Here is a 23902-nt window from a genome sequence, read left to right on the forward strand (position 1 = left end):
CGGGTCGTCGTTGTCGCCCTGCATCAAAGGCGACCCATCAATCGGCGGCCTCTGCCCGGGCGATATTCGTGTCACGGGTTTGTCCTCGCGCCACGACGGCCTCTCCATCGAGCGCCACCGTGCAGCCGCGCATGGGAATGTCGATGTGGCAGGGGGTATCGCGCGTGCCGCCCGCCTCTGTGTTCGGCCCGAGGGAGAACAGGAAGTTACCTTCGAAAGCGCGAGCATCCATACCGATAGTGGCTTCGCGGTTATACAGGCCAAGGGTCGACCATCGTGCCTTGGGTTGCAGGCCCCAGCCGATATGCGATACGGCAAAAGCCTCAGGATCGGCGAAACTTTCGATGTAGTCGCGTAGCAACTCGGCATCGAGGGCGCCGGCGATGGAGGTGACGTAGCCGCCCTCGATCTCCATTTCGATTGGCGCCGCCAGATAGGTTTTCATCGGCAGCAGGATGTCGCCGCGATCGAGCACAACACGGCGGTGGGCTCCGCCTTCGTTCGGCCAGGTCGCGATGAAGCCGCTCGGCCAGTGGTCCCAGCGGCCTGGAGCATCGGCGAAGCCATACTCCTCCAGCAGCGGGTATTCGCCGAGCGCGCAACGCAAATCGGTGCCGGCCCCCGACGTGATGTGCATCTCCTTCGCGGCCTTCAGCTTGCTTGCAGCCGCAAGCACACGCGTGCGATCGGCCTCCGTCGGCACGATGCGAGCGAGCACGTCGGGCGGCTCGACCGCAAGCAGGATGCGTGTGCCGCCCTGCAATATCTCCAGCTGCTCAGGCGAGAAAAGCAAGGTCATCAGGTCAAGCACGAGGTCGCTCGCCTTGAGCGCCGCAAGCGCGGCGCGGTTGCCGGTCAGCGGTGTTGTTCCGACAAAGGCCAGCTTGTCGCGGCTGAGCGAACGCTCGCCGTTGACGGGAGGAAGTTCGAGGCGGTTCACCACAGCGCCAAGCGCATCCGCGGCGATACTGGCGGTTACCAGCGTCTGCTGGTTCGTGTCGGGCGCCGTCAGGATTGTCACTACCTCGCCTTGCTTGAGCTTGCAGAGCGTCAGAACCTTGGTCCAGGCCTGGACCATGTCAGAGTCGCTCATTGCCATGGATGATGTCTTTCTTCGTTCAGATGACGTGAAGAGGGGGGATTTTCGCGGCGTGCCGGTTCGCGCTGGCTACAGCTACCGAGCGTTCCGGCCGCTCGTCGCCTATTTCTCCAAGCGCCTGGAGATTGCCGACCCTGCCCGCGCCTCACTGGGCTCACCTGAAGACCGCTTCACCACGCTGTTCACCGTGCAGCCTGTCGATGAGGTGAACTGCATTGCGCGGGTGCTCTTTGCCATCAACTTCGCGCCGCATCTGACCGAGGCGGATATGCTGCCGCGCCAGGACGTCGTCTACACTCAGGACAGCGAAATCGTCGAGACGCAGCGGCCGGAGCGCATCCCGACTGACTTGCGCGACGAGATGCACCACCGTACGGACCGGCTGGGCGTCGAATATCGCCGCTGGCTCCGGGAGCTCGGCATCACCTACGGAACGCTGTAGTTGAGGATTGCGGCTCATGTCAGTCGGAACAATGCCAGCAGGATATGAGCTGCCCTTCAGTGCAGATTGGACAAGAGGCTATAGTTGGTCGATTGTAAGTCTTCGCACAGGTTGTTCGCTGCAGCTTGGCTTGCGTGTACAACCGCGGCGCCAGCGATCCAAGCTCCCCCGGCCAATGAAACCAAAGAGCCAATCACGAAAAACACTGTCAAAATAAAAGCGTTCATACTTAGAATCTCCACTTGATAAATGGAGATTTAGCGGGGACAAACTACCTTTTTGCTTCAGCCCCCTGCTACATCAACACGACTGTAATCAAGCAACCCCCGTATCGCGTTCTGCACGCGAAACTTCGAATTTAGGAACTAGGGAGACAAGGCAGCTCCTGGAGTGCCTTTTCGGTCGGGCGCGGGCTCTGCAAAGGGAAGAGGTTGATCGATCGCCAGCCGCATTGCCACGATCTCCTGTTGCTGATCCACAATGATCTTCTGCGCAATACGACGCAGTTGCTCGTTGTGACCGTAGAGGAGTTCCGCTTTGGCCATGTCGATCGCCGCCTGATGATGAGGAATCATCATAGCCGCGAAATCTTTGTCGGCATCACCTGAAGGCTTGATTGTCATGGCCTCCATCATCTTGTCCATCGCAATCTGGTTCTGGGCCAGGAATGGAGCCTCTGCCGAAACTGCCGACGCAGAGCCTGCAAAGGCGCTATGAATGGCGATCGTTCCCTCAGCGGAGCCGGCTGCGACTGCAAGAACAAACGCGGCCCGGAGATATGGGTGAGAAACAATCATGGAGCCTCCTGCCAGCCGCAAGTCGCGCGGCTCGTTGATCGACAATCGCCGAAGTTACTTCTCCATCAGCGATCGTCCAGCGCTTGAAGACATGTTACCGCGGATCGGGGTCGGGATGCACCATGCGGCGGAGGGTCTCTGCCGCCACGGCCGGGATGACAGTTCTGAACAGAGGCTAACGGACGAGGTAGTCGATCTGACACCGGGAGAGGCCGATATCTCGAAGTGCGGCATCACTCATAGCGTTAAGTTCCTTGCGGGATTGGGTACGACACCAGTGGAGATAGATCCCGTTGCAAAGCGTTTGGAACAGCACCTTCAGAACGTTGCGGCGGACCGACCCGACTACCGGCATCGCATCGCCAACTGGATCGATGTAGGCCGGCCTAGCCGACTTCACCTGTTCAATCATCGTATTTACTCCGTCGTTATGAGCCTTCGTTTGACGGTTGCGCGCTTCTCTCTGATGACGTTTTACCGTCGACGGATTACGGCGGTAACGAGGGGCTTGAGCGGCCGGTCCTCATCTCAGATCGCTTTTTGGAGCCGATGATTTGGAATTCCGATCCCGGCGAAGCGCCTTCTGGCGAGGCGTCTGTAGCGCATGGTGTGGCGGCTGTGCTGTTTTTGGCGATGAGCGCCGACGGCGGCGGCTCCTGGAAGCGCCCGTCTACAGCCGTTTGTGGCCTCGTCACCCCGGTTCGAAAACTTGATCATATGAGCCACGAGAAAGGCTGTAACGGCTCGCCAAGTCTGTGGGCGAGAGTAACCACTCGCTACTCAGGGAGCCGCACAATGCGCCATCTTCACGTTCTTCCCGGGGCCTCCGGGCTCATCCTCTTGGCCGCTACCAGCTTGGCCCTTGCGCAAACGGCAACCCAGCCGCCGAAATCCGGTGATGCCGGCTCGAGCAGATCGGTGACCAAGGCCACGCCTAGTCACAATTATGCCACGGCTTCCGGCAATCCCAGCCAGCCGAAAGACAATGGAACGGTGCCGAAGTAAGGTTCGGGAGCTAGGCGTGATGCGAGAACCTGCTTACCACGCTACAATCGAGCCGCCGATCATCGGCAGCAACTGCTAGCCTAGGACCCTCTCAGCGGCGTTCGCCTACGCGCCTTGAAGCGGGCAAAGTGCAGTCGGGAATGGAGTTTTGTCATGCCTCGCCCTGACCGCGACGAGATCCTGTCGGATATGCTGGCCATACTCGCACGCACGGACCGGCTTCATCGGGAGGGTTTCGGCCCGACGACAGGCGCCTGGGAACCTCCCGTGGACGTGCTGGAGACCGAGACCGATCTCCTTATCGTCATTGCGCTTCCTGGTGTGGCGCCGGACGACGTGGATGTTCTGTTCGGTAACGGCGAACTGACTGTCCGCGGCACTCGCCGCTGGCCCTGCCTGCAGCGCCCCGCGCGCGTCTATCGGGTCGAACTGCCCCACGGCCGCTTCGAACGCCGCCTGCCTCTCCCGCCGGGGGCCTACAAGCTCGCGGGACAGGAGCACAAGGACGGCTGCCTTATCCTGACAATGCGGAAACTCGGATGATGGATATTTCGGACACCGCTCAGGCTGACGCGACAAGCGCCGCCGGTACGCTGATCCTGCTGGCCGTCACGGACACGGTTATCATGCCGGGCACGGTCGTTCCGCTGGCCATTGGTCGCCCAAGCGCCGCGGCGGCTCTGCAGGAGGCCGCGCGCACGGACCGGCACCTCGCCGTGGTGCTGTTGCGGGAGCCCTTTCCGGAGACGCCCGCCTTTCGCGATCTCCATTCCTTCGGGACGGAGGTTCGCCTGCTCCGCTATTTCACGGGGCGGGACGGCTCTCACAATGCCATCGTTCAGGGGATCGGCCGGCTGCGGCCACAGGCCTTCTTCGCCACCGAGCCGTTCCCATCCCTTGCGTTCGAGCCTGTGGCGGAGCCCACCGAACGGACGCCGGAGATCGATGCCCGCGCGCACCAACTTCGTGAGCGCGCGCTCGACCTCCTCAAGCTGGTCGACCAGGCTCCCGCAGAAATCGCCAACGTGGTGCGTTCGCTCGAGCCTCCAGGTGCGCTGGCGGACTTCGTGACCGGACTGCTGGACCTCTCGCCTTTTGAGAAGCAGGAGATCCTGGAAACCGTGGCACTTCTGCCGCGGCTGGACCGAGTGATCACTCGCCTCGCTTACCGCTACGAGGTGCTGCGGCTCTCGAGCGATATCGGTCAGCAGACCCGTGCGGCCATGGAGGGACGGCAGAGGGAGTTTCTCCTGCGGGAGCAGCTGAAGGCTATCCAGAAGGAGCTGGGCGAATCCGACGACGAGGCGCCGGAGCTTGAAGACCTCAAGCGCAAGCTGGACCAGTCCGGGATGCCCGAGGATGTCGCCGTCCAGGCGAACCGCGAGTTGCGGCGCCTGAAGCGGATGCCGGAGGGTGCGGCCGAATCCGGCATGGTCCGGTCCTACCTCGAAGCGCTGGCGGAGTTGCCCTGGGGGATTGAGGACAAGCCGCCGATCGATATAACCGTCGCCCGTCGCGTGCTCGACGAAGACCATTTCGGCCTGGAGAAGATCAAGCGGCGCATCTTGGAGTTCCTCGCCGTCCGGAAACTCAATCCGGACGGACGGGGCCCGATCCTGTGCTTCGTCGGGCCGCCGGGCGTCGGCAAGACTTCGCTCGGCCAGTCCATCGCTCGGGCGATGGACCGCAAGTTCGTCCGGGTCAGCCTCGGCGGGGTGCATGACGAGGCGGAAATCCGCGGGCATCGACGCACCTATGTCGGCGCGATGCCGGGCAACATCATCCAGGCGATACGCCGCGTCGGCGAGCGGGACTGCGTCGTGATGCTCGACGAGATCGACAAGCTCGGCGCCGGAGGGTTCCAGGGCGATCCGGCCTCTGCTCTGCTCGAAGTTCTGGACCCGGCGCAAAACGCCACCTTCCGAGATGCCTATCTTGGCGTGCCCTTCGACCTCAGCCGCGTTCTGTTCATCGCGACGGCCAACGTGCTGGACACAATCCCCGGCCCGCTAAGAGATCGGATGGAGGTCGTCTCCCTGTCCGGCTACACGGCCGAGGAAAAAGCGACGATTGCGCGCGGCCACCTGATCCCGCGCCAGCTGGCGGAGAACGGCCTCACCTCTACGGCCGTCGACATAGACGATGGCGCCCTCGCCCTCATCATCGAGGGCTACACCCGAGAGGCCGGGGTGCGGAGCCTGGAACGAACGATCGGAGCCGTTATGCGAAACGTCGCCGTCCGGGTGGCGGAGGGCGAGGTCACGCGCGTCCATGTCGATGCGGCCGAAGTCGAGCGCATCCTCGGGGCGCGGCGCTTCGACGCGGAGGTGGCGCAGCTGGCCTCGATCGCAGGTGTCGCAACCGGACTAGCCTGGACCCCGGTTGGCGGCGACATTCTCTTCATCGAAGCGAGCCGCATGCCGGGCAGCGGCAAGTTGATCCTGACGGGACAGCTGGGTGAGGTCATGCGGGAAAGCGCACAGGCGGCGATGAGTCTTCTGAAAACGCGCGCGGCCGCGATGGGGATCGACGCCGACCTCTTCACCCAGAAAGATGTGCATGTGCATGTGCCTGCTGGTGCCACGCCGAAGGATGGCCCGTCTGCCGGCGTCGCCATGTTCGTGGCGCTGGCTTCCGTTATGACAGGGCGTGCGGTTCCGCCGACGATTGCCATGACCGGCGAAATCAGCCTCCGCGGGCTTGTCCTCCCGGTAGGTGGCATTCGCGAGAAGGTCATCGCCGCGGCTCAGGCGGGCATCAAGACGGTGATGCTTCCGGCGCGCAACCGCCGCGATTACGAGGACATTCCCAGCGGAGCCCAGGCGGCGCTCCGGTTTATTTGGCTCGACACCGTCGATGACGCCCTCGCGCCAACGATCGGGCTACTGGAGCCTCGGCTGGCGGCGAAGGACTGATCGCTGAGGTGGCGACCGCCCTCAGGAAGAGACTGCCTGGGCAGCCTGTTTGATCACATCGAGCACGACGTCTGGAGAAGAGACGGGGATCGCGTGCGAAGACCGCACCTCGGTCACGTGAGACCGGGCACGATCCGCTTCGAACTGGAATTCTTCCTGGGGAATGACCGGATCAAGCAGAGGTCTGATTTGCCAGCTTGGCTTGGTGGTCCATGCCGCTGATGTCAGCACGTCGCTGAGGGCGCTTGCGGCAATGGGGCGTTGGGTGGCGATCATGAGGGCGAGCTTGTCCTCAGGCACATCAGCGGCAAGGAGGTAGGCGTATCTGTCCGGCTTGATGAGAATATTCGTGCCGGTAGTGCCGTCCGGCAAGGTGAAAGGGATCAGATCGGCGGAGGTGGCGAAGTCGCCGCCGGGAAACCGAGTGAGACAGTCATTTGCACATTCCCCCACCGCGGGCATAGGGGAACCCGCGTAGATGAGGCCCTTGACCTTAGGATCGTCCCCGGCCTGGGTGATAACGGCCCCGCCATAGGCGTGGGAAACGAGGAGCACAGGCCCCTCGATCGTGTCCAACAGGCTTTGCAAATAGGCCGCGTCACTGGCAACGCCGCGCAAGGGATTGGAGAAGACCTTAACGGGGTAGCCGTCGCGCTGGAGCCCCTGGATCACGCCATGGGTCCAGAGCGACGAATCTTCGACGGCGCCGTGCACGAGCACTATGGTAGGCTTTGATGTGTCGATAGCCATGCAAGTGCCTCCGACTGCTCGATGCAACCTGCCGATTGCGGCTTAGCCTCGCGGCAAAATAAACTCCCCCACAATTATCGTCCGTTGGACAACGGGGAGCCTTTGTGAGGCTTTACTTCTGGGCAATCACCTGAAGCCGGTAAGCTTTGGGAGCCGCTGAGAACAACTCCTCCGCCTTCTCTACAAGCTCCCTGCCAGCTTCGCCGTTCAGGTGAGCCTCACGGTCAGCTTCAACTTCAAAAGTATCGAAGATACGATAAGCGCCCGCCTGCCCTTCAACTCTTGCCGCATGCCAAGACAGCGTTCCTGGCTCGCCTCGTACCAGGGAAGCCTCCTTTTCTAAAAAGGCCTCGACTTCGGATTCCTTTCCTGGTTTAGCCTGCAACTCAACAAGTAGCGCCAGCCTCGCCATCGGAAATGTCCTCTACTTGAGCAGTCGATACCCGCTTACGTTCGTTCATAAAACTAGATTAATTGGCCGAACGCAACTTCAATGTGCTCGAGCTTACCTGACACGGCACCAGGGGCGTCGACCTCCAGGTGACGGGCGAGAACCTTTCGGCGGCGATATTTTGACTGGTTACAACGCGCGCTCAGCGCGGGTGGGCGCGGACCGCTCCCTCGCGCGCATTGAGGCCACGCTCGGCCGTGGGACCGTTAGCGTAAGGCCCGCGGCGATCAGCATGCTTGCCGCCATGAAAAGAAAGGACGCACCGTTGCCACCAGTGGCGCCGTTGAGGTAGCCCACGAAATAGGTGCCGATAAAGGAACCCAACGCGCCGCTACTGTTGATCAGGGCCATCGACGCCCCGGCGACGTTGCGTGGAAGCAACTCTGTGATCCAGGCGAAGAACGGCCCGACGAAAGCGTATATCGCCGCCCCGCACACTACCAGCAACGCGTACGAGCCCCAGAAATGATTGGGTCCGAGCAGGTAGGACGCAGAAAGGGCAAGCGATGCCAGCAACACGAACGGCCACACGACGCCCTTCCTCACTTGCCAGCGGTCCGAGACGAACGAGACTATCAGCATCACGATCACTGCCGCGCAGTAAGGTCCGGCCGACAACCACCCGATGTCCACCATGCCGAGCTTCGAGCCGCTTTTCAGCATCGACGGTAGCCAGAGGATAAAGCCGTAGCCCCCAATGCTGGCGAACAGGTACAGCAGGGACAACAGGATGACCGGGCGACTCAGGAACGCCTCGCGATAGCTTCGTACCGGCACGATGTGCTGCTGTTCCAATGCCAGCCGAGCCTCGATCGCGTCCCGCTCGGCCGGGCTGAGCCAAGCCGCGTCTCGGGGCGCGTCGTCGATCAGCCGCCACCAGACCACGGCCCACAACACGGACGGTATCCCCTCGGCGATGAACATACCGCGCCAGCCGATGCTGCTGGCCAGGTAGCCGGAGACGATCGACATCCACAGCACAGTGATCGGATTGCCCAGGATGAGGATTGTGTTGGCGCGCGACCGTTCACGGCCGGTGAACCAATGAGATAGAAGGATCAGCAGCCCAGGAAAGACCGTGCTCTCGACGACGCCCAACAGGAAACGGTCGGCGAAGAGCAGCGGCACGTCTCGGATGAGGCCGGTGGCCGCGGCGAGCACGCCCCAGGCGATCATACTCCAGAAGATCAGCCGCTTGGCGCTCCGCTGACCGGCATAGGCAGCGCCGGGTACCTGGGATAGGAAGTAGCCGAGGAAGAACAGCGACCCCAGCAGCGACGAGGTGCTGGGACCGATGTGCAGGTCGTGCGCCATGCCAGCGGCGGCGCCGAAGCCGTAGTTGGCGCGATCAACATAAGCGATGCTGTATGTGATGAAGATGGCCGGGAGCAGCCTCAGCCAGCGCCGGGGTGACAAACCTGTTGTGGTATCAGAAATGACGACCTCCTGCGTTGCCGCACGGCACGACAGCCTCGACGAGTTGTTAATTCAACGGATTGGACGGCGCCTCTCGATGACGCACTGTTGTATGGCGGACGGACAGCCTCACGCGGAACGGCCGCGGGCTTGCTGCCAGACCTTGTACTCGGCCTCGCCTTCAGCGTTCAGCGGGTAGTACTTCCGCATATCACCGCCTTCCGCCAAGCGGAGCCGCGAGAACACTTCCCATTCGGCATGCTCTCCGGCAATCTCGACCAGTTTGGGAGCGAGCCCGATCGGCACCAGCACGACGCCGTCGTCATCTGCTACGATGATGTCGCCGGGTATGACGAGGACGTTCGCACAAGCGATCGGCACGTTGACCGCGAAGGGGATGATGTTTGTCTGCGCGTGATAGTTGGGCGTTACGTCCTTCACCCAGATACCGAGGTCCAACTCGGCAGCGGCGGCTGAGTCTCTGATGCAGCCGTCGATGACTACACCGGCACCTCCGCGTCCGGCAAAGAATGTAAGCATCATCTCGCCGAATATGCCGCTGCCAAGGTCACCGCGTGCATCGACAACCACAACGTCGCCCGGTTTTGTCGGATAAAGTACGTGACGATGCAACTGCTGCTCGGGGTTGTCATACTCCGCATCGCCGTAAAGATCTTCGCGCTTTGGCATGCACTGAAGGGTCAAGGCAGGCCCGGCAATGGTCCGGCCCTTTTTAAGGGGCTTTGGACCCCGGATGTGCGCGTCCCGGATCCCCATATGTCGGCTCAACTCACTGCTCAACGTCGCCGAACCGATTTTCGCAAGCGCATCCACCAGTTCGCGCGGCGGCCGCGCGATATCCTTGTAATCGAAGTTGAAGGTCATTCTAATCTCCAAGCAATTTTAGGGGCGCGGATCAGGGCAGGCGCCGGCCCAGGATGGGATGGCTGCTTATCGTCATGCGAAGACTCGCCGAAACGTTGGGAGCCATTGGAAACCCTAGGCCATACCGGCGGCAACCAAAGCTGATGGGATGCCTCACCTTCTTCAACCTGCTCTTTACAAGTCTTTTCATCTTCGTTGGACCGCTCTCGATACCCTGGGCGTGCACTATGTCGGCGCGGATGTTTCATCCACAGCGGTGCTAACACCGGACGCGCATTTGAATGCGGGCAATGCTTTACGATTGCTTCAGCGAACTTCGCTGCTCGCTGGCATAAACACGAGAATAGATAAAGTCTCGTGCGGTCGAACCGCGCTAGAGCGGCGGCGCAATACTGTCGCGAAATGCGGTCTGAACATCGGTATCCCACCTCCCGAGCAGGCTGGGCGCAAGTGCTTTGCTGCACTTATCTACTTGTCGACTTGTCAGTCAGGCTCATGGTATGTAGCACCCACATGGAAGTCAAGCTCTTCACCTTGCCTAAACAGGTTGCTCGCGCACTCGCCGGCCGGATTGCGTGCGGCGAGTTTGCCGACGGCCTGGTACCCTCTGAGGGGCAGATAACGGTTGAGTTTGGTGTGTCGCGCGCCGTGGCACGGGAAGCCCTGAAAATCCTCAGCTCCCTCGACATGGTCGACATCGCGCAGGGCCGGCGCGTCACGCTCCGGAAGGCGGCCGAGTGGGACTACATGAACCCACTGCTTATCGACTGGTTGCCGTCGCATCAGGTGCGCCAATTACTGGCCGAACTGCATCACGCCAGGCTCATTCTGGAGCCGGCGATCGCCGCACAAGCTGCGAAATCCCTCACGGCCGAGAACCTGAACAGCCTATGCAACACGGTCGAAGCAATGGCGGCCAGTGAGCATGATCAGGATCGCTATCTGGAACTCGACCTTGAGTTTCACATGGAGATCTGCAGGGCGACACGGAATCGCATCCTTGATCGCTTCATGTACTCATCTCGTTGGTGGCAGTCTGCAAGCCGACGCATAAGCAACCAAGCGCCCCAAGCGCTGCCAAGCGCCACCGTCCAACATCGGGTGATCTACTCGGCGCTGGCGGCGCGCGATCCGGAACGTGCCGAGGGAGCCATGCGGGAGCACCTCAAGGCAAACACGCTTCTGTCGAAGGTTGGCGAAGCCGACGCACTCTATGAACCCACGGCGCCTGAACAGGGCACAGCTTAATTCAAGAGTGGCCTGGGCTGCCGACTTCCGAAACAGAAACCGGTCATGAGCCGACGCGACGCTGTTGCACGGGCAACCCTCCCTGCAACCGGCGCGTAGTTCTAGCCCCGCGAGCCGCACTGCAGATCGTGGCGAATACCCCTTAACTTCCCGCTCATCATCTTATATACTTATCGGACAAGTTGTCGCATGAGTGGGTGGCGATGGGAAGCGCGGGAACTGCGCGGACGCAACAGGGTAGGAGACAAAAATGAAGATCGTGGACATCAAAACGGCTGTGGTCGCCTATCACGGCAAGGCGACGCTGGTGCGTATCGACACGGATGTGGGTCTGTCGGGATTTGGCGAGGCTAACCCTGACGCGGGTGCCGCTGCCATCGTCGGCCTCATCTCCGAGCTCAAGCACGGGCTCATAGGAGAGGATCCACGTAATGTTGAACATTGCTGGGAGAAGCTTCGCCGTAGCCATGTCTTTGCCGGACCGCAAGGCGGCATCTTCCTCATTGCCTTGAGTGGTATCGAGATAGCGTTGTGGGACCTGGCGGCGAAGGCCGCCGGTCAGCCGCTTTACCGCATGCTGGGCGGCAAGTTCCGTGACCAGGTCAGGCTTTATGCAGATTGCGGGGATGGCGATGATCCCTCGGGCTCAACGGAAGGTTGTGTCGCTCGCGCCCGTCGTGTCGTCGCCGATGGGTTCACTGCCATCAAATTCGACATCGACGACCTGAGCCACCCGGAGAAATTCGACACCGCCAACCACACGATCAACGGAGCCGAGCTTCGATCCATGGTCGAGCGCGTGGCCGCTGTCCGGGACGCGGTCGGTCCAGGCATTGATCTCTGCATTGATCTCCACGCCCGTTATGATGTGCCGAGTGCCTGTCGGATTGCCTGGGCCATGGAGCCGTTCGACCTTCTCTGGCTGGAAGAGCCGATCCCGGCCGAGAATGTGGACGCTCTCCGACAAGTGCGCGCGCGCAGTCGCACACCGATTTGCGTTGGAGAAAATCTCTACCTCCGCTGGGGCTTTAGGGAATTGCTCCAGCAACAGGCCGTCGACGTTATCATGCCGGATGTCCCGAAATGCGGCGGCCTCGCCGAAAGCAAAAAGATCGCCAACCTCGCTGAAATCTACTACATTCCCTTCGCGCCTCATTTGGTGTCGACACCCCTGGGAACTATGGCGACGAGCCATGTTTGTGCTGCTGTCCCTAACTTCCTTGTTCTGGAGTGGCACGCGCTGGAAGAACGTGAGGCTTGGGACAGCTATGTTCGCGCGCCGAACGGTGCCCGCTCAATTGTGAAAGACGGGCATATCGCGTTGTCTGACGCTCCAGGCATCGGCGTTGAGTTGAACATGGAGGGCGTGCGGCGCCACGCCGTGCCAGGATATGGCATCTTCGACTAACGGACTACGCCTGTCGCGGCAAGCTGACCGGTACCCGGCAGCCTGCCGCGGACGCTTTCACAAACGGTGTCGCACCTTCGGGGCGATCGGATGTAAAGCTGGGGTCGAACTGCCGGATCGGGTGCCGAGCACAGGCCTCCTCATCCAGTTCAAGGCCAAGTCCCGGAGCATCCGGGACTTTGATCTCGCTGTTGGTGAACACGAGAGACTCCCGGACGATCGTCGATGCGCTCGTCTTGCACCGGCGCTACGCTGCTGAAAGAAGGCCTGATAGCTTCCCGGGCACAAATTGCATTTTGAGAATGGCGAGTATCCGGAAATGCGTATAATGCTACAAACGCCGTGATTGCTTCGGCGTAAGTCTCGCACGCCCTGAATGGAAGTGCACATGATGACACTGATTGGCAACGTGAGAAGCCGGCGGCAGGCGGGGCGCCAAATCGTCTTTCGTGCAGGGGCTACGTTTATGTTGCTTTGTGCACCTTTCGCCGCCGCCGCTGCCGCATCGGATACGACTTCCAGCAGCGCACTTCCCACACTCTTCACGAGTAGCGAAGCGGATCAAGGGCGCATCGTGTTTGAACAGCACTGTGCCGCCTGCCACGGGGAAGATCTGCGCGGCAAGATCGGCCCGGCCTTGGTCGGGCCAAGTTTAGGATCAGCCCGCGACCACACGACTATTTCGATTATGTTCAACGTGATCGCCTTCGAGATGCCGGCGGGCGCCCCGGCCAGCCTGACGAAGGAGAACTATGCCGTCGTCATGGCTTACATCTTGCAGCGCAACGGCTACCCTGCGGATGCGCATCCACTCAGCTACACCTCTGCCGAAACTTTGAACACGCCACTGATCTCGCAAGTGCGCTAGAGGGACTACCGACTGGTTGGCGCCATTGAGCCGAGCGCAGATAACTGAGGAAGCGATGGTCGCCTCCGGCGAAATCGCAAGTTTCCATGGTCCACAGCAAGGCTTTGCAGGTTGTGTCAAAGAAGGCGTTGCCCCTCCTGGCTAACTCCCCGGCATCGGCTCTCTTCAAGCAGGCGGCGCAGTATCTGACGACGGGAAACCCGGCGGCCTCGGCCCTGCTTCCGACATTGGAGCGATACGCGGATTATGCGCCAGGCTGGCTCTTGATCGGGGATGCCTTGTGCCGGTCTGGACGGCGCGATGCCGCCGCTGTGGCGCTTGGTCGTGCGCTACAAGGACGGCCCATTTCCGCCGCGCTCGCTCACCGCATCGGCCAGTTCTTTGTCGAACTGCAGGACAGTGCGATGGCGGTCATGGCATTTCGGAAAGCGCTCTCGCTTGACCCGGATTTCGCCGCCGGCTGGTATAGTCTTGGTCTCACGCTGGAGGACTTACGAGATTACGCGGAGGCCGCCGAAGCGTATCACAACGCCCTGCGTCTCAGCCCCGCTTTTCATGAGGCCGCCTTCAATCGGGGCATTGTTCTGCAAGAGGCCGGACGAATTGACGCGGCCATGGATGCCTATGCCGAAGCGCTGCGATTGAAACCGGATAGCTTCGGGCGGATCGCCCAAGCTCTCGTCTCCGGCCGCACCGGAACGCTATGGCTCCGGCCCTCCGACCTCCGCCTCGCCCTCACCCGCCGCTGAGCGCGACGCTCGGAACGCGCGGCGGTAGACGCCGGGGCCGCTCAGCAGGCGGTTCGCTGTCTCGTCGTAGCGGCGCGCTTCGGCAGCATCGAAGGTGGCATACTCAAAGCTTGGCGCTTGGCGCGGGATGGGAATGCATTGGGCAATGGGCATGCCGCGCGGCAGCGTGCCAGAGAAGCCGGCATCGAGCCAGACGGCGGGAAACAGAATGCCGACATCGTGGAAGCGGTCGGCATCAACGAGGCCGCTGAGCAGCCGAAACGGCAGATCGTCGCGATTGACCGGATGCGTCACGAACAAGGACCAGCCAGGCTCCAGCTCGATCGTCCAGAAACTGTTGAATTTGACGATGACCTGATCCGGCCGGGCAAAGGGCGTCCCTTCGACCTGCGCGGGGGCGTGGAAGCTGATCGGCGCGCGCGGATGATGCCCGGCGGCCAGCGCAGGAATATCCCAATTCCAGCTTAGCCGGCCGGCATCCACCGTTACGTCGCACGGAAGCGGAATGATGAAACCCTGCCCCATGGCATCGACGAAGGGTGGGCACTGCTTGACGGTCCGCACATCCTCGCCATGCACATCGGAGAAGGCGTGCCGGGGCATGGACCGCAACCAGTCGGGCAAGGCCTGCCGTGCAGGGACCGGCTTTGGGATGAACTCGGAAAGAGCCGGATCGCAGCGGAAAATAATTCGCATCGCGCCCTTGTAGCCGGCTCAACCTTCATCCGGCATCGTCGCCAGCCGCACCGCTCTCTGCCAGCCGCGATATTTCTGGTTCCGCGTCTGCTCGTTCATCGCCGGCTCGAAGCGGCGGTCCATCGACCAGCTGCGCGCAAAATCCTCGGGCTCCGGATAAAGCCCGGCATCGAGGCCCGCAAGATAGCCGGCGCCCATTGCCGTTGTCTCTCGGAAGGCGGGGCGCTCGACCGTGACCTCCAGCATGTCCGCGAGGAATTGCATGGTCCAGTCATTTGCGGACATGCCGCCATCGACACGGAAGACCAGATCCGCGATCGGCTCCCCGTGGTCGGCCAGCATCGCTTCCAGAAGGTCCCGCGTCTGATAGCCGACACTTTCCAGCACCGCGCGCGCGAATTCCTTCTTTGTCGTGCCGCGGGTGATACCGGCGACGAGGGCGCGGGCGTGGCTATTCCAGTAGGGTGCGCCGAGGCCCGTGAAGGCCGGCACCAGATAAACCGGCTGGGCCGGGTCCGAGGCTTCGGCCAGCCGCCCGGTCTCTGCCGAGTTCTCGACGAGGCCAAGCCCGTCCCGCAGCCATTGCACACTGGCGCCAGCGGAGAAGATCGAGCCCTCCAACGCATAACGCCGCTCTCCACGCCGCTGCCAGGCGATGGTCGTCAACAACCGGTGCCGCGAGCGTTTGGGCTCCGCCCCTATATTGAGCAGCACAAAGCCGCCTGTGCCGTAGGTGGCTTTGACCGTGCCAGGCGCGAAACAGGCCTGTCCGATGAGCGCCGCCTGCTGGTCCCCTGCGACGCCGCGAATGGCAATGCCGCCGCCCAGCAGATCGGGGCGGGTCGACCCAAAATCCCCCGCGCAGTCACGGATTTCAGGCAGTAGCGACGCAGGGACACGAAAGAGCTGCAGCAACTCGTCATCCCAGGTTGCCGTTCGGATATCGCAGAGGAGCGTGCGGGAGGCATTTGTGGCGTCGATGGCGTGGACAGCGCCCTCTGTCAGGCGCCAAATCAGGAAGCTGTCGACCGTCCCGAAGGCCAGTGCCCCGGCCTCGGCGCGGGCTCGGGCACCCGGCACATGGTCCAGCATCCAGCCGATCTTGGTGGCGGAGAAATAGGGGTCGAGGCGGAGCCCGGTGCGTTCAGCCACCATCTCCGCGTGGCCAGCTGCCTCCAGCGCCTCGCAGACATCAGCGGTGCGGCGATCCTGCCAGACGATCGCGTTGCAGATGGGCCGACCGGTCGCACGCTCCCAGATCAGGGTGGTCTCGCGCTGATTGGCGATGCCAAGGCCGGCGATATCCGCGGCCTCCAGTCCAGCCTGGGCCAGCGCCCCGCGCGCTGTGCCGAGCGCCGTCGCCCAGAGGGTTTCAGGATTGTGCTCGACCCAGCCCGGCTGGGGAAAGATTTGAGGAAACTCCTCCTGGGCGCTGGCGATGGGCTTGAGCGCCTCATCGAAGACGATGGAGCGGGTGGAGGTCGTGCCTTGGTCGATGACGAGTATATGCGAAGCCATGAGTGATGCCGTTCAGGTTGTCATGACGGGGGCCCGTCGCCGAGCCCCCGTCATCAGGCGTCGGTCAGGTCTTGTTGGTGGTGGGCGCCGACCAGCTCTTGATCAGCTCGTCATAATCCACTGTCTCGCCCTGCGGCTTCTCATTCGCAAGCTTGCGCTGCGGTGCCAGATTGCCGTCCTTTTCGGCCCGCTGGTACCAGTATTCGGCGCTTTGCGGCTTGTTCATCAGCGGCCCGCGATCACCCTGCACGCCGGAACGCTGGATGCGCGTCATGATCGCATCCTGGTCGCGCGCCAGACCGTCCATCGCCTGTTGCGGGGTCACGGAGCCCGCGATTGCGTTGGAGACGTTCTGCCACCAGACCTGTGCCATCTTGCCGTAGTCTGGCACGTTGACGCCGGTCGGCGTCCACTGCTTCACGGCCGGCCCACGATAGAACTCGACGAGACCGCCCATCTTCGGCGCCGCATCCGTCATCGCCTGGCTCTGGATGTCGCTCTCGCGGATGAGATGCTGAGTGAGCAAAGACTTCTTCAGTGTCACAGTCTTGGAGACGCTGAACTGGGCATAGAGCCAGCCGGCCTTGATCTTCTCCATCGGCGCATACTTCAGCATCGTCCAGCAGCCGCAATCCTGGTAGCCGAGCTTCATACCCTGCTTCCAGTATGGGCCATGGGGTGATGGCGCCATGCGCCACTTCGGCGTGCCGTCCGCATTCATCATTGGCGAGCCGGGCTGGTTCATGGTGGCGGAGAAGGTCGTGTACCAGAAGATCTGCTGGGCAATGTGGCCTTGGCCAGGAACCGGACCGGCTTCGAGGAAGTCCATGCCGGCAGCTTCAGGCGGGGCATATTTCTTCAGCCACTCGACGTACTTCGTCAGCGCGTAGACGGCAGCCGGGCCGTTCGCGTCGCCGCCGCGCGTGATGGAGGAACCGCGTGGACGGCCGTCCTCGTTGCGAACACCCCACTCATCGACCGGCAGGCCATTCGGCAGGCCACGATCACCGGCACCAGCCATCGAAAGCCATGCATCCGTAAAGCGCCAACCGAGGCTCGGGTCCTTCTTGCCGTAATCCATGTGGCCATAGACGCGCACGCCGTCGAGCGTCTTTACGTCATTGGTGAAGAAGTCGGCGATGTCCTCGTAGGCGGACCAGTTCACGGGAACGCCCAGCTCATAGCCGAACTTGGCCTTGAACTGCGCCTTGAGCTCGGGACGCTTGAACCAGTCATAACGGAACCAGTAGAGGTTCGCGAACTGCTGATCCGGCAGCTGGTAGAGCTTGCCGTCGGTGAACTTGCCAAAGGACAGCCCGATGAAATCGTTCAGGTCCAGGTTAGGGTTCGTGACGTCCTTGCCGTTATTCGCCATGAAGTCGGTCAAGGAACCATCGACGATGTCGTTGTACCGCGGATGGGTCCCGATGAAGTCCGAGTCATTCATCCAGAAATCGTAGATCGGGTGTCCCGACTGCATCTCGACCTCGATCTTGTCGACGAGCAGCCCTTCATCCATCAGGTCGTGATTGACCTTGATGCCGGTGATCTCAGCGAAGGCCTTGGTCAGAACCGAGGACTCGTATTGATGGATATTCAGGATCTCGGACACCGTATTGAGAGTCATGCCCGCGTATGGCTTGGCGGCATTGATGAACCATTCCATTTCCGCCATTTGCTGATCCTTGCTCAGCGTCGACGGCTGGAACTCGTTGTCGATCCATTTCTTCGCCGCATCCACCTGCTGCGCGTGAGAGGGAGCGGAGTGAAGGAGGATGGCGGCGCTTGCTGCTGCCGCCGCGCCACCTTTCATTACATCACGTCTTTTCATTATTTTCTTGTCTCCCTAATTCCGGCGCCACGCGTGCCATCACGCGTGATCGTTTAACCGGACTGCTAATCATCAGGCAAAGCGGAACATCGCAGCTCCGTAGAGAAGCGCGATGCCTGTAGGATACCACAGGTTGTCGCCGCCTGTTATGCGAATCCAAATAATGAATATGATGCCGCTACCGACCAGAGATACGAACAGGCGGTCGCCACGCGTCGTCGGAAACCCCAGCACGCCACGCTTCGGCGTTTCCGGCCGATAAACCGCCAGCACCGTCATCAGCACCAGAAGCAGCAGAATGACCGCGAAGAAACCGGCCGTCGCCCATGTCCAGGCCATCCACGCGAACATGTCCGTCTCCCTCGTCAGACACGCCCAAGGGCGAAGCCCTTGGCGATGTGGTTGCGGACAAACCAGATGACGATGGCGCCGGGTATCATCGTCAACACCCCGGCAGCCGCGAGCAAGCCCCAATCCTCTCCCGCCGCGGAGTAAATCTGCGTCATTACCGAGACGATCGGCTTGGCGTTGATCGTGGTGAGCGTGGACGCCAGCAGTTGTTCGACCCAGGAAAACATGAAGCAGAAGAAGGCCGCCACGCCGATGCCGTTGGCGATAAGAGGCAGGAAGATCTTCACGAAAAAACGCGGGAACGAGTAGCCGTCCAACGCCGCCGTTTCGTCGATCTCCCGTGGGATGCCGGAGATGAAACCCTCGAGAATCCAAACGGCGAGTGGAACGTTGAACAGGCAATGGGCGAGCGCTACTGCCCAAACGGTATCGAACAGGCCGACCGAGTAATAGAGGTTGAAGAACGGCATTGCGAAGACCGCAGGGGGCGCCATCAGGTTGGACAGCAGCCAGAAGAACAGATGCTTGTCGCCAATGAAGCGGTAGCGGCTGAACGCGTAGGCGGCGGGTAGCGCCAACGTCACCGAGATGACCGTGTTCAGGCAGGTGTAGGTTAGGGAATGAATGAACCCGCCGCGCCAAACCGGGCTGAAGAAAATATGCGCGTAGTTGCCGAGGGTGAACTGGTGCGGCCAGAAGCTCAGCCGGCTCGTGATCTCGAAGTTGGTCTTGAAGCTCATGTTCACGAGCCAGTAGATCGGCAAGAACAAGATGATCAGGTACACCGCGATCCCGATGTTGCGCCCTTGGAACCGCATCACAAACCCTTCCTCTGGTCGAGCTGCGTCATGATCGTGAAGAAGACGTAGCAGATCGTGAGCGTGATGAGATAATAAACGATCGACATCGCCGCCGCATTGCCGAGATCGACCTGACCGAGTGCAATCTTGACAAGGTCAAGTGAGAGGAAGCTCGTCGCCTCACCCGGGCCGCCACCGGTGACGACCGATGGCTCGGTATAGATCATGAAGCTTTCCATGAAGCGGAGCAGAATTGCGATGACGAGCACCTTCTGCAGTTTCGGCAGTTCGATGTTCCGGAAGACAGACCAGCGGCTGGCGCCGTCGATGCGCGCTGCCTGATAGAACGCGTCGGGTATGGCCTTGAGCCCCGCATAGGAGAGAAGCGCGATCATGCCCGTCCAGTGCCAGACATCCATGACGACGATGGTTGCCCAGGCGGACGTGGCATCTTCCGTATCGTTGTAGTGTACCCCGAGGCCGTTGAGCGCGGCCCCGAACAGGCCGATATCCTGGCGCGCGAAGATCTCCCAGATCGTGCCGACGACCGTCCAGGGGATCAGCAGCGGTAGCGCGATGAGCACGAGTGTCGCGCCCACCTTCCAGCCGTGACGCGGGATGCAAATGGCGACCGCGATGCCGAGCGGCAATTCGATCAACAGCACGACGAGTGAGAAGATGAGGTTTCGCACCAGCGCGCTGGCAAAGCGTCCGCCCATGTCGGTTGTAGGATCGAGCAGGTTCTGGAACCAGGCGACGCCGTTCCAGAAAAAGCTGTTCTGTCCCATCGTATCCTGAACGGAGTAATTCACGACGGTCATCATCGGCAGCAGCGACGAGAACAGGACGACGACCAGAACCGGGATCACCAAGAACCAGGCGCGGTTGCTCCAAGGTTTATCCATCATGCTGCGCGACCCTCGACCCTTACCTCATCGACAAAGACGTGCAAATGCTCCGGCGGAACATGCAGGCCGCCTGTCTCGCCGGGTGCGAGGTCGACCTCCGGCGGCAGCGTTGCGACCGCCTCATGCGCCCCGAGCGCCACGCGCGCCAGTCGGCGGCGACCGAGATCCTCGACCTTCAGAATACGCACAGGCATTCCGCCGCTGGGCAGAACCGTGGCATAGTCAGGCCGGAAGCCGAGTTCCACGCGCTTCCCCGCCGCCGCAATGGCGTACCCGACACCGAGCTCGAACACTTCGGTATCGACGGCCGCGCGGCTGCCCGAGACGACAACCGGCAGGAAATTCATGCCGGGCGAGCCGATGAAATAGCCGACGAAGCTGTGAGCCGGCCGCTCGAAAAGATCCGCCGGCGTGCCGATCTGCAGCACCGCGCCATCCTTCATGACGACCACCTCATCGGCAAAAGTCAGCGCCTCCACCTGGTCATGCGTCACATAGATCATCAGCATGTCGAGCGCCTGATGCACCGCCTTGAGCTTCGAGCGCAGTTCCCACTTCAGCGCCGGATCGATCACCGTCAGCGGCTCGTCGAAGAGCACCGCTGACACATCCGCGCGGACAAGACCACGCCCGAGCGAAATCTTCTGCTTCGCGTCGGCGGTGAGGCCGCGCGCACGGCGGTTCAGCACCGGCCGGAGATCGAGCAAATCGGCGATTTCGCTCACGCGCCGCTCGATGGATGCGCGATCCATGCGCCGGTTCTTAAGCGGGAAAGCAAGATTCTCGGCGACCGTCATCGTGTCGTAGATGACCGGGAACTGGAAGACCTGAGCGATGTTGCGCTTCTCGGTCGAGAGTTGAGTCACATCCCGATTGTCAAAAAGCAGCCGCCCTTCGGATGGGATGACGAGTCCCGAGATAATGTTGAGCAGCGTGGTCTTTCCGCAGCCCGAAGGACCGAGCAGCGCGTAAGCGCGGCCCTGGCGCCAGACATGATCGATCGGCTTCAGCGCGTACTGAGGCGACATTCCGGCCGGCCCCGGATAAGCATGGGCGATGTGATCGAGAGTGATACTTGCCATCGGGTTTTCCTCAGGCCATCGCGGTCAAGGGACGGGCGGCGAAGCTTTCGGGAGCCCGGACAAGGGTTCCGACGGTGTCGAAGACGAAAAGGCGCCGAGGGTCGATACTGATCTCTGCCGCTGCACCCGGCTGCCAGTCGTGCACGCCGAGAACGAGGCTCACCCACACCGCGAAGCCCACATCGAGATGCACGAAGCTCTCGGAGCCGCTGATCTCGGTCACGGCAACCTTCCCGCCGAAGACATCGCGATTACTCGAGGGTTGCCCAAGGCTGGCATCCTCGACACGGAAGCCGATCCGATACGAGCCATCGGGCAAGCCGGGGAGCAACGCATGAGCCGACATCCGCCGGCCGTCAGGGAGGATGGCCTCGCCGCCTTGAAGCGTCACCGCCATCTCGTTGAGCGGCGGGTCCGAAAAAACGCGCGCTGCATCGATATTGGCCGGCCGGCGGTAGACGGCGGGCGTCGAGCCGATCTGCGTCACCCGGCCCTGCCACAGCGTGGCGGTGGTGCCGCCCAACAGCAGAGCCTCGGCCGGCTCGGTGGTTGCGTAGACAAGGATGGTGCCGGTCGCCGCAAAGAGCTTGGGTAACTCCTCCCGCAACTCCTCGCGCAGCTTGTAGTCGAGGTTCGCCAGCGGTTCGTCGAGCAGCACCAGATCGGCGTGCTTGACCAGGGCGCGGGCAATCGCCGTCCGTTGTTGCTGGCCGCCCGAAAGCTGGGCAGGCAGCCGGGCTAGATAGGGGTCGAGCCGCAGCACGCGGGAGGCTTCGCGGACCCGGTTCTCGATCTCGGCCTTCGGGAGCCCGGCGACGCGCAAAGGCGACGCGATGTTTTCGTAAACCGTCAGCGACGGATAGTTCACGAACTGCTGGTAGACCATCGCCACGGATCGCTTGCGCACCGGCACGCCGCCGACGTTCACGCCATCCACCGTGATCGCTCCTGTGCTTGGCTTGTCGAGCCCGGCCATCAGCCGCATCAGCGTCGTCTTGCCGGAGAGAGTGGGGCCGAGCAGCACGTTCATGGTGCCGCGCTCGAAGGTCAGGGTCACGTCATCGATGATGACATCCTGCCCGAGCTTGAGACCAACATGATCGAGTTGAAGGCTCACGAGACAGGCTCCTGCGTCGGCACGATGCGCCGCAGGGCGTCCTCCACGCGGCTTGCCTCAGCCTTGGAAAGCCGGAGGCCGAGTTTGCTGCGCCGCCAAAGCACGTCCTGAGTTGTGCGAGCCCATTCAGAACGGACGAGATACAGCAGTTCGGCTTCGGTGAGATCAGCGCCGAAGACCGGACCAAGGTCGGCCGCGCCCCGAGCCCCGGCAAGCATGCCGTGGATGCGCGTGCCATAGGCGCGAAGCAACCGGCGCAGATGGGTCTCCGAAAGGAAGGGATAGCGCGCCGCGGCGGCTCTCAGCGTCACCTCGAACCCTTGCATCGGGAAATCTCCGCCAGGCAGGGGCGTTCTGCCGGTCCAGCCCGCCGCCTTGCCGGTTGCCGCAGGCAGATGCGGAGACAACTGCGCGAGCGCCGCTTCCGCGAGACGCCGGTAGGTCGTGATCTTGCCGCCGAACACGGACAGTAGAGGCGGCGCGCCACCTTCGACATCCAGCTTCAACACATAATCACGCGTGGCGGCCTGCGCCGCGCTTTCACCGCTTTCATCATAAAGCGGACGAACGCCGGAATAGGCCCATACAACCGCGTCGGGCATGACCGGGACACGCAGATAGTCGTTCGCGGAACGGCAGAGGTAATCCACCTCCTCCGCCGTCGCATGCACAAGCGCCGGATCGCCCTTGTAGTCCTGATCGGTCGTACCGATGAGCGTGAAATCCTGCTCATAGGGAATTACAAAGAAGATACGCTTGTCTTCGTTCTGGAAAATGTAGCAGCCCGCGTGGTCGTATAGTTTTGGAACGACGATGTGGCTGCCTTGAACCAGCCTGACGGGCGCACGGCTGTTGCTGCGCATGACGGCCTGCGCCACGTCCCCGACCCAGGGACCCGCCGCATTCACCAACGCCCTTGCCTGGATCGTGGTGGCTTGTCCTGTCTCCTCATCGCGCACAACCACGTTCCATAGTCCGTCGCGGCGCTCGGCCGAAATGCAGTTCGTGCGGGGTGCGATGGTGGCGCCGAGTTCGGCCGCCGCCATCGCGTTGAGTACGACGAGACGTGAATCTTCCACCCAGCAATCGGAATATTCGAACCCGCGCTTGAATTCGGATTTCAGTGGTTCGCCGACTGGATCACGCGTCAGATCGACAACTCGCGTCTTCGGCAGTTTCTTCCGGCCACCGATATTATCGTAGAGGAACAGACCGAGGCGCAGAAGCCAGCGCGGCCTGAGTTTCTTGTGATAGGGCAGCAGGAATCGCAGGGGCCAGACGATATGGGGCGCGATGCTCCACAAAACCTCCCGCTCCATAAGCGCCTCGCGCACCAGCCGGAACTCGTAATGTTCAAGGTAGCGCAGGCCGCCGTGGATAAGCTTGGTCGAGGCGCTCGAAGTGCCGGAGCCGAGGTCGCTCTTCTCGCACAGAAAGACGCGCCAGCCGCGCCCGGCGGCATCACGGGCGATGCCGCAACCGTTTATCCCACCTCCGATGATGGCCAAGTCGAAGACGCTTTCTGGAGCGTTGATGTCCAACTGCGCTTCATTCCCATAGCAGCGC

General features: G+C 61.8%; 23 protein-coding genes. 7 read left to right on the forward strand and 16 right to left on the reverse strand.

What is annotated here, in order from left to right; genetic code table 11:
• Nucleotides 1-37: 37 nt before the first annotated feature.
• Nucleotides 38-1093 carry a 2,5-dihydroxypyridine 5,6-dioxygenase gene (locus ACOEQ1_RS08360; protein WP_419758802.1) on the reverse strand — a complete coding sequence of 352 codons (1056 nt, stop codon included), beginning with the start codon at nucleotides 1091-1093 and terminating at the stop codon, nucleotides 38-40.
• A 58-nt stretch (nucleotides 1094-1151) separates the two neighbouring features.
• On the opposite strand from ACOEQ1_RS08360, the gene ACOEQ1_RS08365 reads away from it, so the two are divergent.
• Nucleotides 1152-1541: a hypothetical protein gene (locus ACOEQ1_RS08365; protein ID WP_419758803.1), complete on the forward strand. Its 390-nt coding sequence runs from the start codon at nucleotides 1152-1154 to the stop codon at nucleotides 1539-1541.
• A gap of 365 nt (nucleotides 1542-1906) precedes the next feature.
• On the opposite strand, the gene ACOEQ1_RS08370 is transcribed toward ACOEQ1_RS08365, so the two are convergent.
• Both ACOEQ1_RS08370 and ACOEQ1_RS08375 read right to left on the reverse strand, forming a co-directional pair.
• The gene (locus tag ACOEQ1_RS08370) at nucleotides 1907-2383 is read right to left on the reverse strand and encodes a DUF305 domain-containing protein (protein ID WP_419758804.1); all 477 of its coding nucleotides are present in this window, start codon (nucleotides 2381-2383) and stop codon (nucleotides 1907-1909) included.
• Nucleotides 2384-2513: 130 nt separating this feature from the next.
• Nucleotides 2514-2750: a DUF1127 domain-containing protein gene (locus tag ACOEQ1_RS08375; RefSeq protein WP_419758805.1), complete on the reverse strand. Its 237-nt coding sequence runs from the start codon at nucleotides 2748-2750 to the stop codon at nucleotides 2514-2516.
• Nucleotides 2751-3496: 746 nt separating this feature from the next.
• On the opposite strand from ACOEQ1_RS08375, the gene ACOEQ1_RS08380 reads away from it, so the two are divergent.
• Together ACOEQ1_RS08380 and lon are read left to right on the forward strand one after the other, a co-directional pair.
• On the forward strand, nucleotides 3497-3886 hold the full coding sequence (locus ACOEQ1_RS08380) for an Hsp20/alpha crystallin family protein (RefSeq protein ID WP_419758806.1): 390 nt from the start codon (nucleotides 3497-3499) through the stop codon (nucleotides 3884-3886).
• Nucleotides 3883-6258 (forward strand): endopeptidase La, encoded by a 2376-nt coding sequence (lon, locus tag ACOEQ1_RS08385; protein WP_419758807.1) that lies wholly within the window; start codon nucleotides 3883-3885, stop codon nucleotides 6256-6258. The genes ACOEQ1_RS08380 and lon overlap by 4 nt, the downstream gene beginning before the upstream one ends.
• 21 nt (nucleotides 6259-6279) lie before the next feature.
• On the opposite strand, the gene ACOEQ1_RS08390 is transcribed toward lon, so the two are convergent.
• From ACOEQ1_RS08390 to ACOEQ1_RS08405, 4 genes are all read right to left on the reverse strand, one after another.
• Entirely contained in the window at nucleotides 6280-7008 is a 729-nt protein-coding gene (locus ACOEQ1_RS08390; protein ID WP_419758808.1) for an alpha/beta hydrolase, read from the reverse strand.
• Nucleotides 7009-7120: 112 nt separating this feature from the next.
• Nucleotides 7121-7420, reverse strand: a complete 300-nt coding sequence (locus ACOEQ1_RS08395) for a putative quinol monooxygenase (protein WP_419758809.1) — start codon at nucleotides 7418-7420, stop codon at nucleotides 7121-7123.
• A gap of 168 nt (nucleotides 7421-7588) precedes the next feature.
• A complete protein-coding gene (locus tag ACOEQ1_RS08400) occupies nucleotides 7589-8875 on the reverse strand; it encodes an MFS transporter (protein ID WP_419758810.1) in 1287 nt (428 codons plus the stop codon).
• Nucleotides 8876-9004: 129 nt separating this feature from the next.
• A complete protein-coding gene (locus tag ACOEQ1_RS08405) occupies nucleotides 9005-9760 on the reverse strand; it encodes a ribonuclease activity regulator RraA (protein ID WP_419758811.1) in 756 nt (251 codons plus the stop codon).
• 513 nt (nucleotides 9761-10273) lie between these two features.
• Between ACOEQ1_RS08405 and ACOEQ1_RS08410 the strand changes: the two genes are divergently transcribed.
• The 4 genes from ACOEQ1_RS08410 (at nucleotide 10274) to ACOEQ1_RS08425 (ending at nucleotide 14033) form a co-directional block, all read left to right on the forward strand.
• Nucleotides 10274-11008, forward strand: a complete 735-nt coding sequence (locus ACOEQ1_RS08410) for a FadR/GntR family transcriptional regulator (protein WP_419758812.1) — start codon at nucleotides 10274-10276, stop codon at nucleotides 11006-11008.
• Nucleotides 11009-11258: 250 nt separating this feature from the next.
• Nucleotides 11259-12416, forward strand: coding sequence for a mandelate racemase/muconate lactonizing enzyme family protein (locus tag ACOEQ1_RS08415; RefSeq protein ID WP_419758813.1), 1158 nt, complete (start codon nucleotides 11259-11261; stop codon nucleotides 12414-12416).
• A 388-nt stretch (nucleotides 12417-12804) separates the two neighbouring features.
• Entirely contained in the window at nucleotides 12805-13284 is a 480-nt protein-coding gene (locus ACOEQ1_RS08420) for a c-type cytochrome (protein WP_419758814.1), read from the forward strand.
• Between the two features lie 128 nt (nucleotides 13285-13412).
• Nucleotides 13413-14033 (forward strand): tetratricopeptide repeat protein, encoded by a 621-nt coding sequence (locus ACOEQ1_RS08425; protein ID WP_419758815.1) that lies wholly within the window; start codon nucleotides 13413-13415, stop codon nucleotides 14031-14033.
• On the opposite strand, the gene ACOEQ1_RS08430 is transcribed toward ACOEQ1_RS08425, so the two are convergent.
• The 9 genes from ACOEQ1_RS08430 to glpD all read right to left on the reverse strand — a co-directional run bounded on the left by ACOEQ1_RS08430 (nucleotide 13986) and on the right by glpD (nucleotide 23877).
• The gene (locus ACOEQ1_RS08430) at nucleotides 13986-14636 is read right to left on the reverse strand and encodes a hypothetical protein (protein ID WP_419758816.1); all 651 of its coding nucleotides are present in this window, start codon (nucleotides 14634-14636) and stop codon (nucleotides 13986-13988) included. The genes ACOEQ1_RS08425 and ACOEQ1_RS08430 overlap by 48 nt on opposite strands.
• 111 nt (nucleotides 14637-14747) lie before the next feature.
• Nucleotides 14748-16247, reverse strand: a complete 1500-nt coding sequence (glpK, locus tag ACOEQ1_RS08435) for a glycerol kinase GlpK (RefSeq protein WP_419758817.1) — start codon at nucleotides 16245-16247, stop codon at nucleotides 14748-14750.
• Between the two features lie 64 nt (nucleotides 16248-16311).
• Nucleotides 16312-18078, reverse strand: coding sequence for an ABC transporter substrate-binding protein (locus ACOEQ1_RS08440; protein WP_419758818.1), 1767 nt, complete (start codon nucleotides 18076-18078; stop codon nucleotides 16312-16314).
• A gap of 72 nt (nucleotides 18079-18150) precedes the next feature.
• Complete coding sequence (locus ACOEQ1_RS08445) at nucleotides 18151-18429, reverse strand: DUF2160 domain-containing protein (RefSeq protein WP_419758819.1); 279 nt, start codon at nucleotides 18427-18429, stop codon at nucleotides 18151-18153.
• A gap of 14 nt (nucleotides 18430-18443) precedes the next feature.
• Nucleotides 18444-19247 (reverse strand): carbohydrate ABC transporter permease, encoded by an 804-nt coding sequence (locus tag ACOEQ1_RS08450; RefSeq protein WP_419760662.1) that lies wholly within the window; start codon nucleotides 19245-19247, stop codon nucleotides 18444-18446.
• Complete coding sequence (locus ACOEQ1_RS08455; protein WP_419758820.1) at nucleotides 19247-20137, reverse strand: carbohydrate ABC transporter permease; 891 nt, start codon at nucleotides 20135-20137, stop codon at nucleotides 19247-19249. The genes ACOEQ1_RS08450 and ACOEQ1_RS08455 overlap by 1 nt, the downstream gene beginning before the upstream one ends.
• Complete coding sequence (locus tag ACOEQ1_RS08460) at nucleotides 20134-21219, reverse strand: ABC transporter ATP-binding protein (protein ID WP_419758821.1); 1086 nt, start codon at nucleotides 21217-21219, stop codon at nucleotides 20134-20136. The genes ACOEQ1_RS08455 and ACOEQ1_RS08460 overlap by 4 nt, the downstream gene beginning before the upstream one ends.
• Before the next feature lie 10 nt (nucleotides 21220-21229).
• Nucleotides 21230-22336 carry an ABC transporter ATP-binding protein gene (locus tag ACOEQ1_RS08465; RefSeq protein WP_419758822.1) on the reverse strand — a complete coding sequence of 369 codons (1107 nt, stop codon included), beginning with the start codon at nucleotides 22334-22336 and terminating at the stop codon, nucleotides 21230-21232.
• Complete coding sequence (gene glpD / locus ACOEQ1_RS08470; RefSeq protein WP_419758823.1) at nucleotides 22333-23877, reverse strand: glycerol-3-phosphate dehydrogenase; 1545 nt, start codon at nucleotides 23875-23877, stop codon at nucleotides 22333-22335. The genes ACOEQ1_RS08465 and glpD overlap by 4 nt, the downstream gene beginning before the upstream one ends.
• Nucleotides 23878-23902: the final 25 nt, after the last annotated feature.

It is taken from the genome of Acidisoma sp. (assembly GCF_965199065.1).
Classification (GTDB): domain Bacteria; phylum Pseudomonadota; class Alphaproteobacteria; order Acetobacterales; family Acetobacteraceae; genus Acidisoma.

What these genes read in the sequence shown, in the direction of transcription:
- ACOEQ1_RS08360 (WP_419758802.1), bottom strand. Translation starts at nt 1,093, where the DNA reads ATGAGCGACTCTGACATGGTCCAGGCCTGGACCAAGGTTCTGACGCTC.
- ACOEQ1_RS08375 (WP_419758805.1), bottom strand. Translation starts at nt 2,750, where the DNA reads ATGATTGAACAGGTGAAGTCGGCTAGGCCGGCCTACATCGATCCAGTT.
- ACOEQ1_RS08380 (WP_419758806.1), top strand. Translation starts at nt 3,497, where the DNA reads ATGCCTCGCCCTGACCGCGACGAGATCCTGTCGGATATGCTGGCCATA.
- lon (WP_419758807.1), top strand. Translation starts at nt 3,883, where the DNA reads ATGATGGATATTTCGGACACCGCTCAGGCTGACGCGACAAGCGCCGCC.
- ACOEQ1_RS08390 (WP_419758808.1), bottom strand. Translation starts at nt 7,008, where the DNA reads ATGGCTATCGACACATCAAAGCCTACCATAGTGCTCGTGCACGGCGCC.
- ACOEQ1_RS08395 (WP_419758809.1), bottom strand. Translation starts at nt 7,420, where the DNA reads ATGGCGAGGCTGGCGCTACTTGTTGAGTTGCAGGCTAAACCAGGAAAG.
- ACOEQ1_RS08405 (WP_419758811.1), bottom strand. Translation starts at nt 9,760, where the DNA reads ATGACCTTCAACTTCGATTACAAGGATATCGCGCGGCCGCCGCGCGAA.
- ACOEQ1_RS08410 (WP_419758812.1), top strand. Translation starts at nt 10,274, where the DNA reads ATGGAAGTCAAGCTCTTCACCTTGCCTAAACAGGTTGCTCGCGCACTC.
- ACOEQ1_RS08415 (WP_419758813.1), top strand. Translation starts at nt 11,259, where the DNA reads ATGAAGATCGTGGACATCAAAACGGCTGTGGTCGCCTATCACGGCAAG.
- ACOEQ1_RS08420 (WP_419758814.1), top strand. Translation starts at nt 12,805, where the DNA reads ATGATGACACTGATTGGCAACGTGAGAAGCCGGCGGCAGGCGGGGCGC.
- ACOEQ1_RS08430 (WP_419758816.1), bottom strand. Translation starts at nt 14,636, where the DNA reads ATGCCCCGGCACGCCTTCTCCGATGTGCATGGCGAGGATGTGCGGACC.
- glpK (WP_419758817.1), bottom strand. Translation starts at nt 16,247, where the DNA reads ATGGCTTCGCATATACTCGTCATCGACCAAGGCACGACCTCCACCCGC.
- ACOEQ1_RS08440 (WP_419758818.1), bottom strand. Translation starts at nt 18,078, where the DNA reads ATGAAAAGACGTGATGTAATGAAAGGTGGCGCGGCGGCAGCAGCAAGC.
- ACOEQ1_RS08445 (WP_419758819.1), bottom strand. Translation starts at nt 18,429, where the DNA reads ATGTTCGCGTGGATGGCCTGGACATGGGCGACGGCCGGTTTCTTCGCG.
- ACOEQ1_RS08450 (WP_419760662.1), bottom strand. Translation starts at nt 19,247, where the DNA reads ATGCGGTTCCAAGGGCGCAACATCGGGATCGCGGTGTACCTGATCATC.
- ACOEQ1_RS08455 (WP_419758820.1), bottom strand. Translation starts at nt 20,137, where the DNA reads ATGATGGATAAACCTTGGAGCAACCGCGCCTGGTTCTTGGTGATCCCG.
- ACOEQ1_RS08460 (WP_419758821.1), bottom strand. Translation starts at nt 21,219, where the DNA reads ATGGCAAGTATCACTCTCGATCACATCGCCCATGCTTATCCGGGGCCG.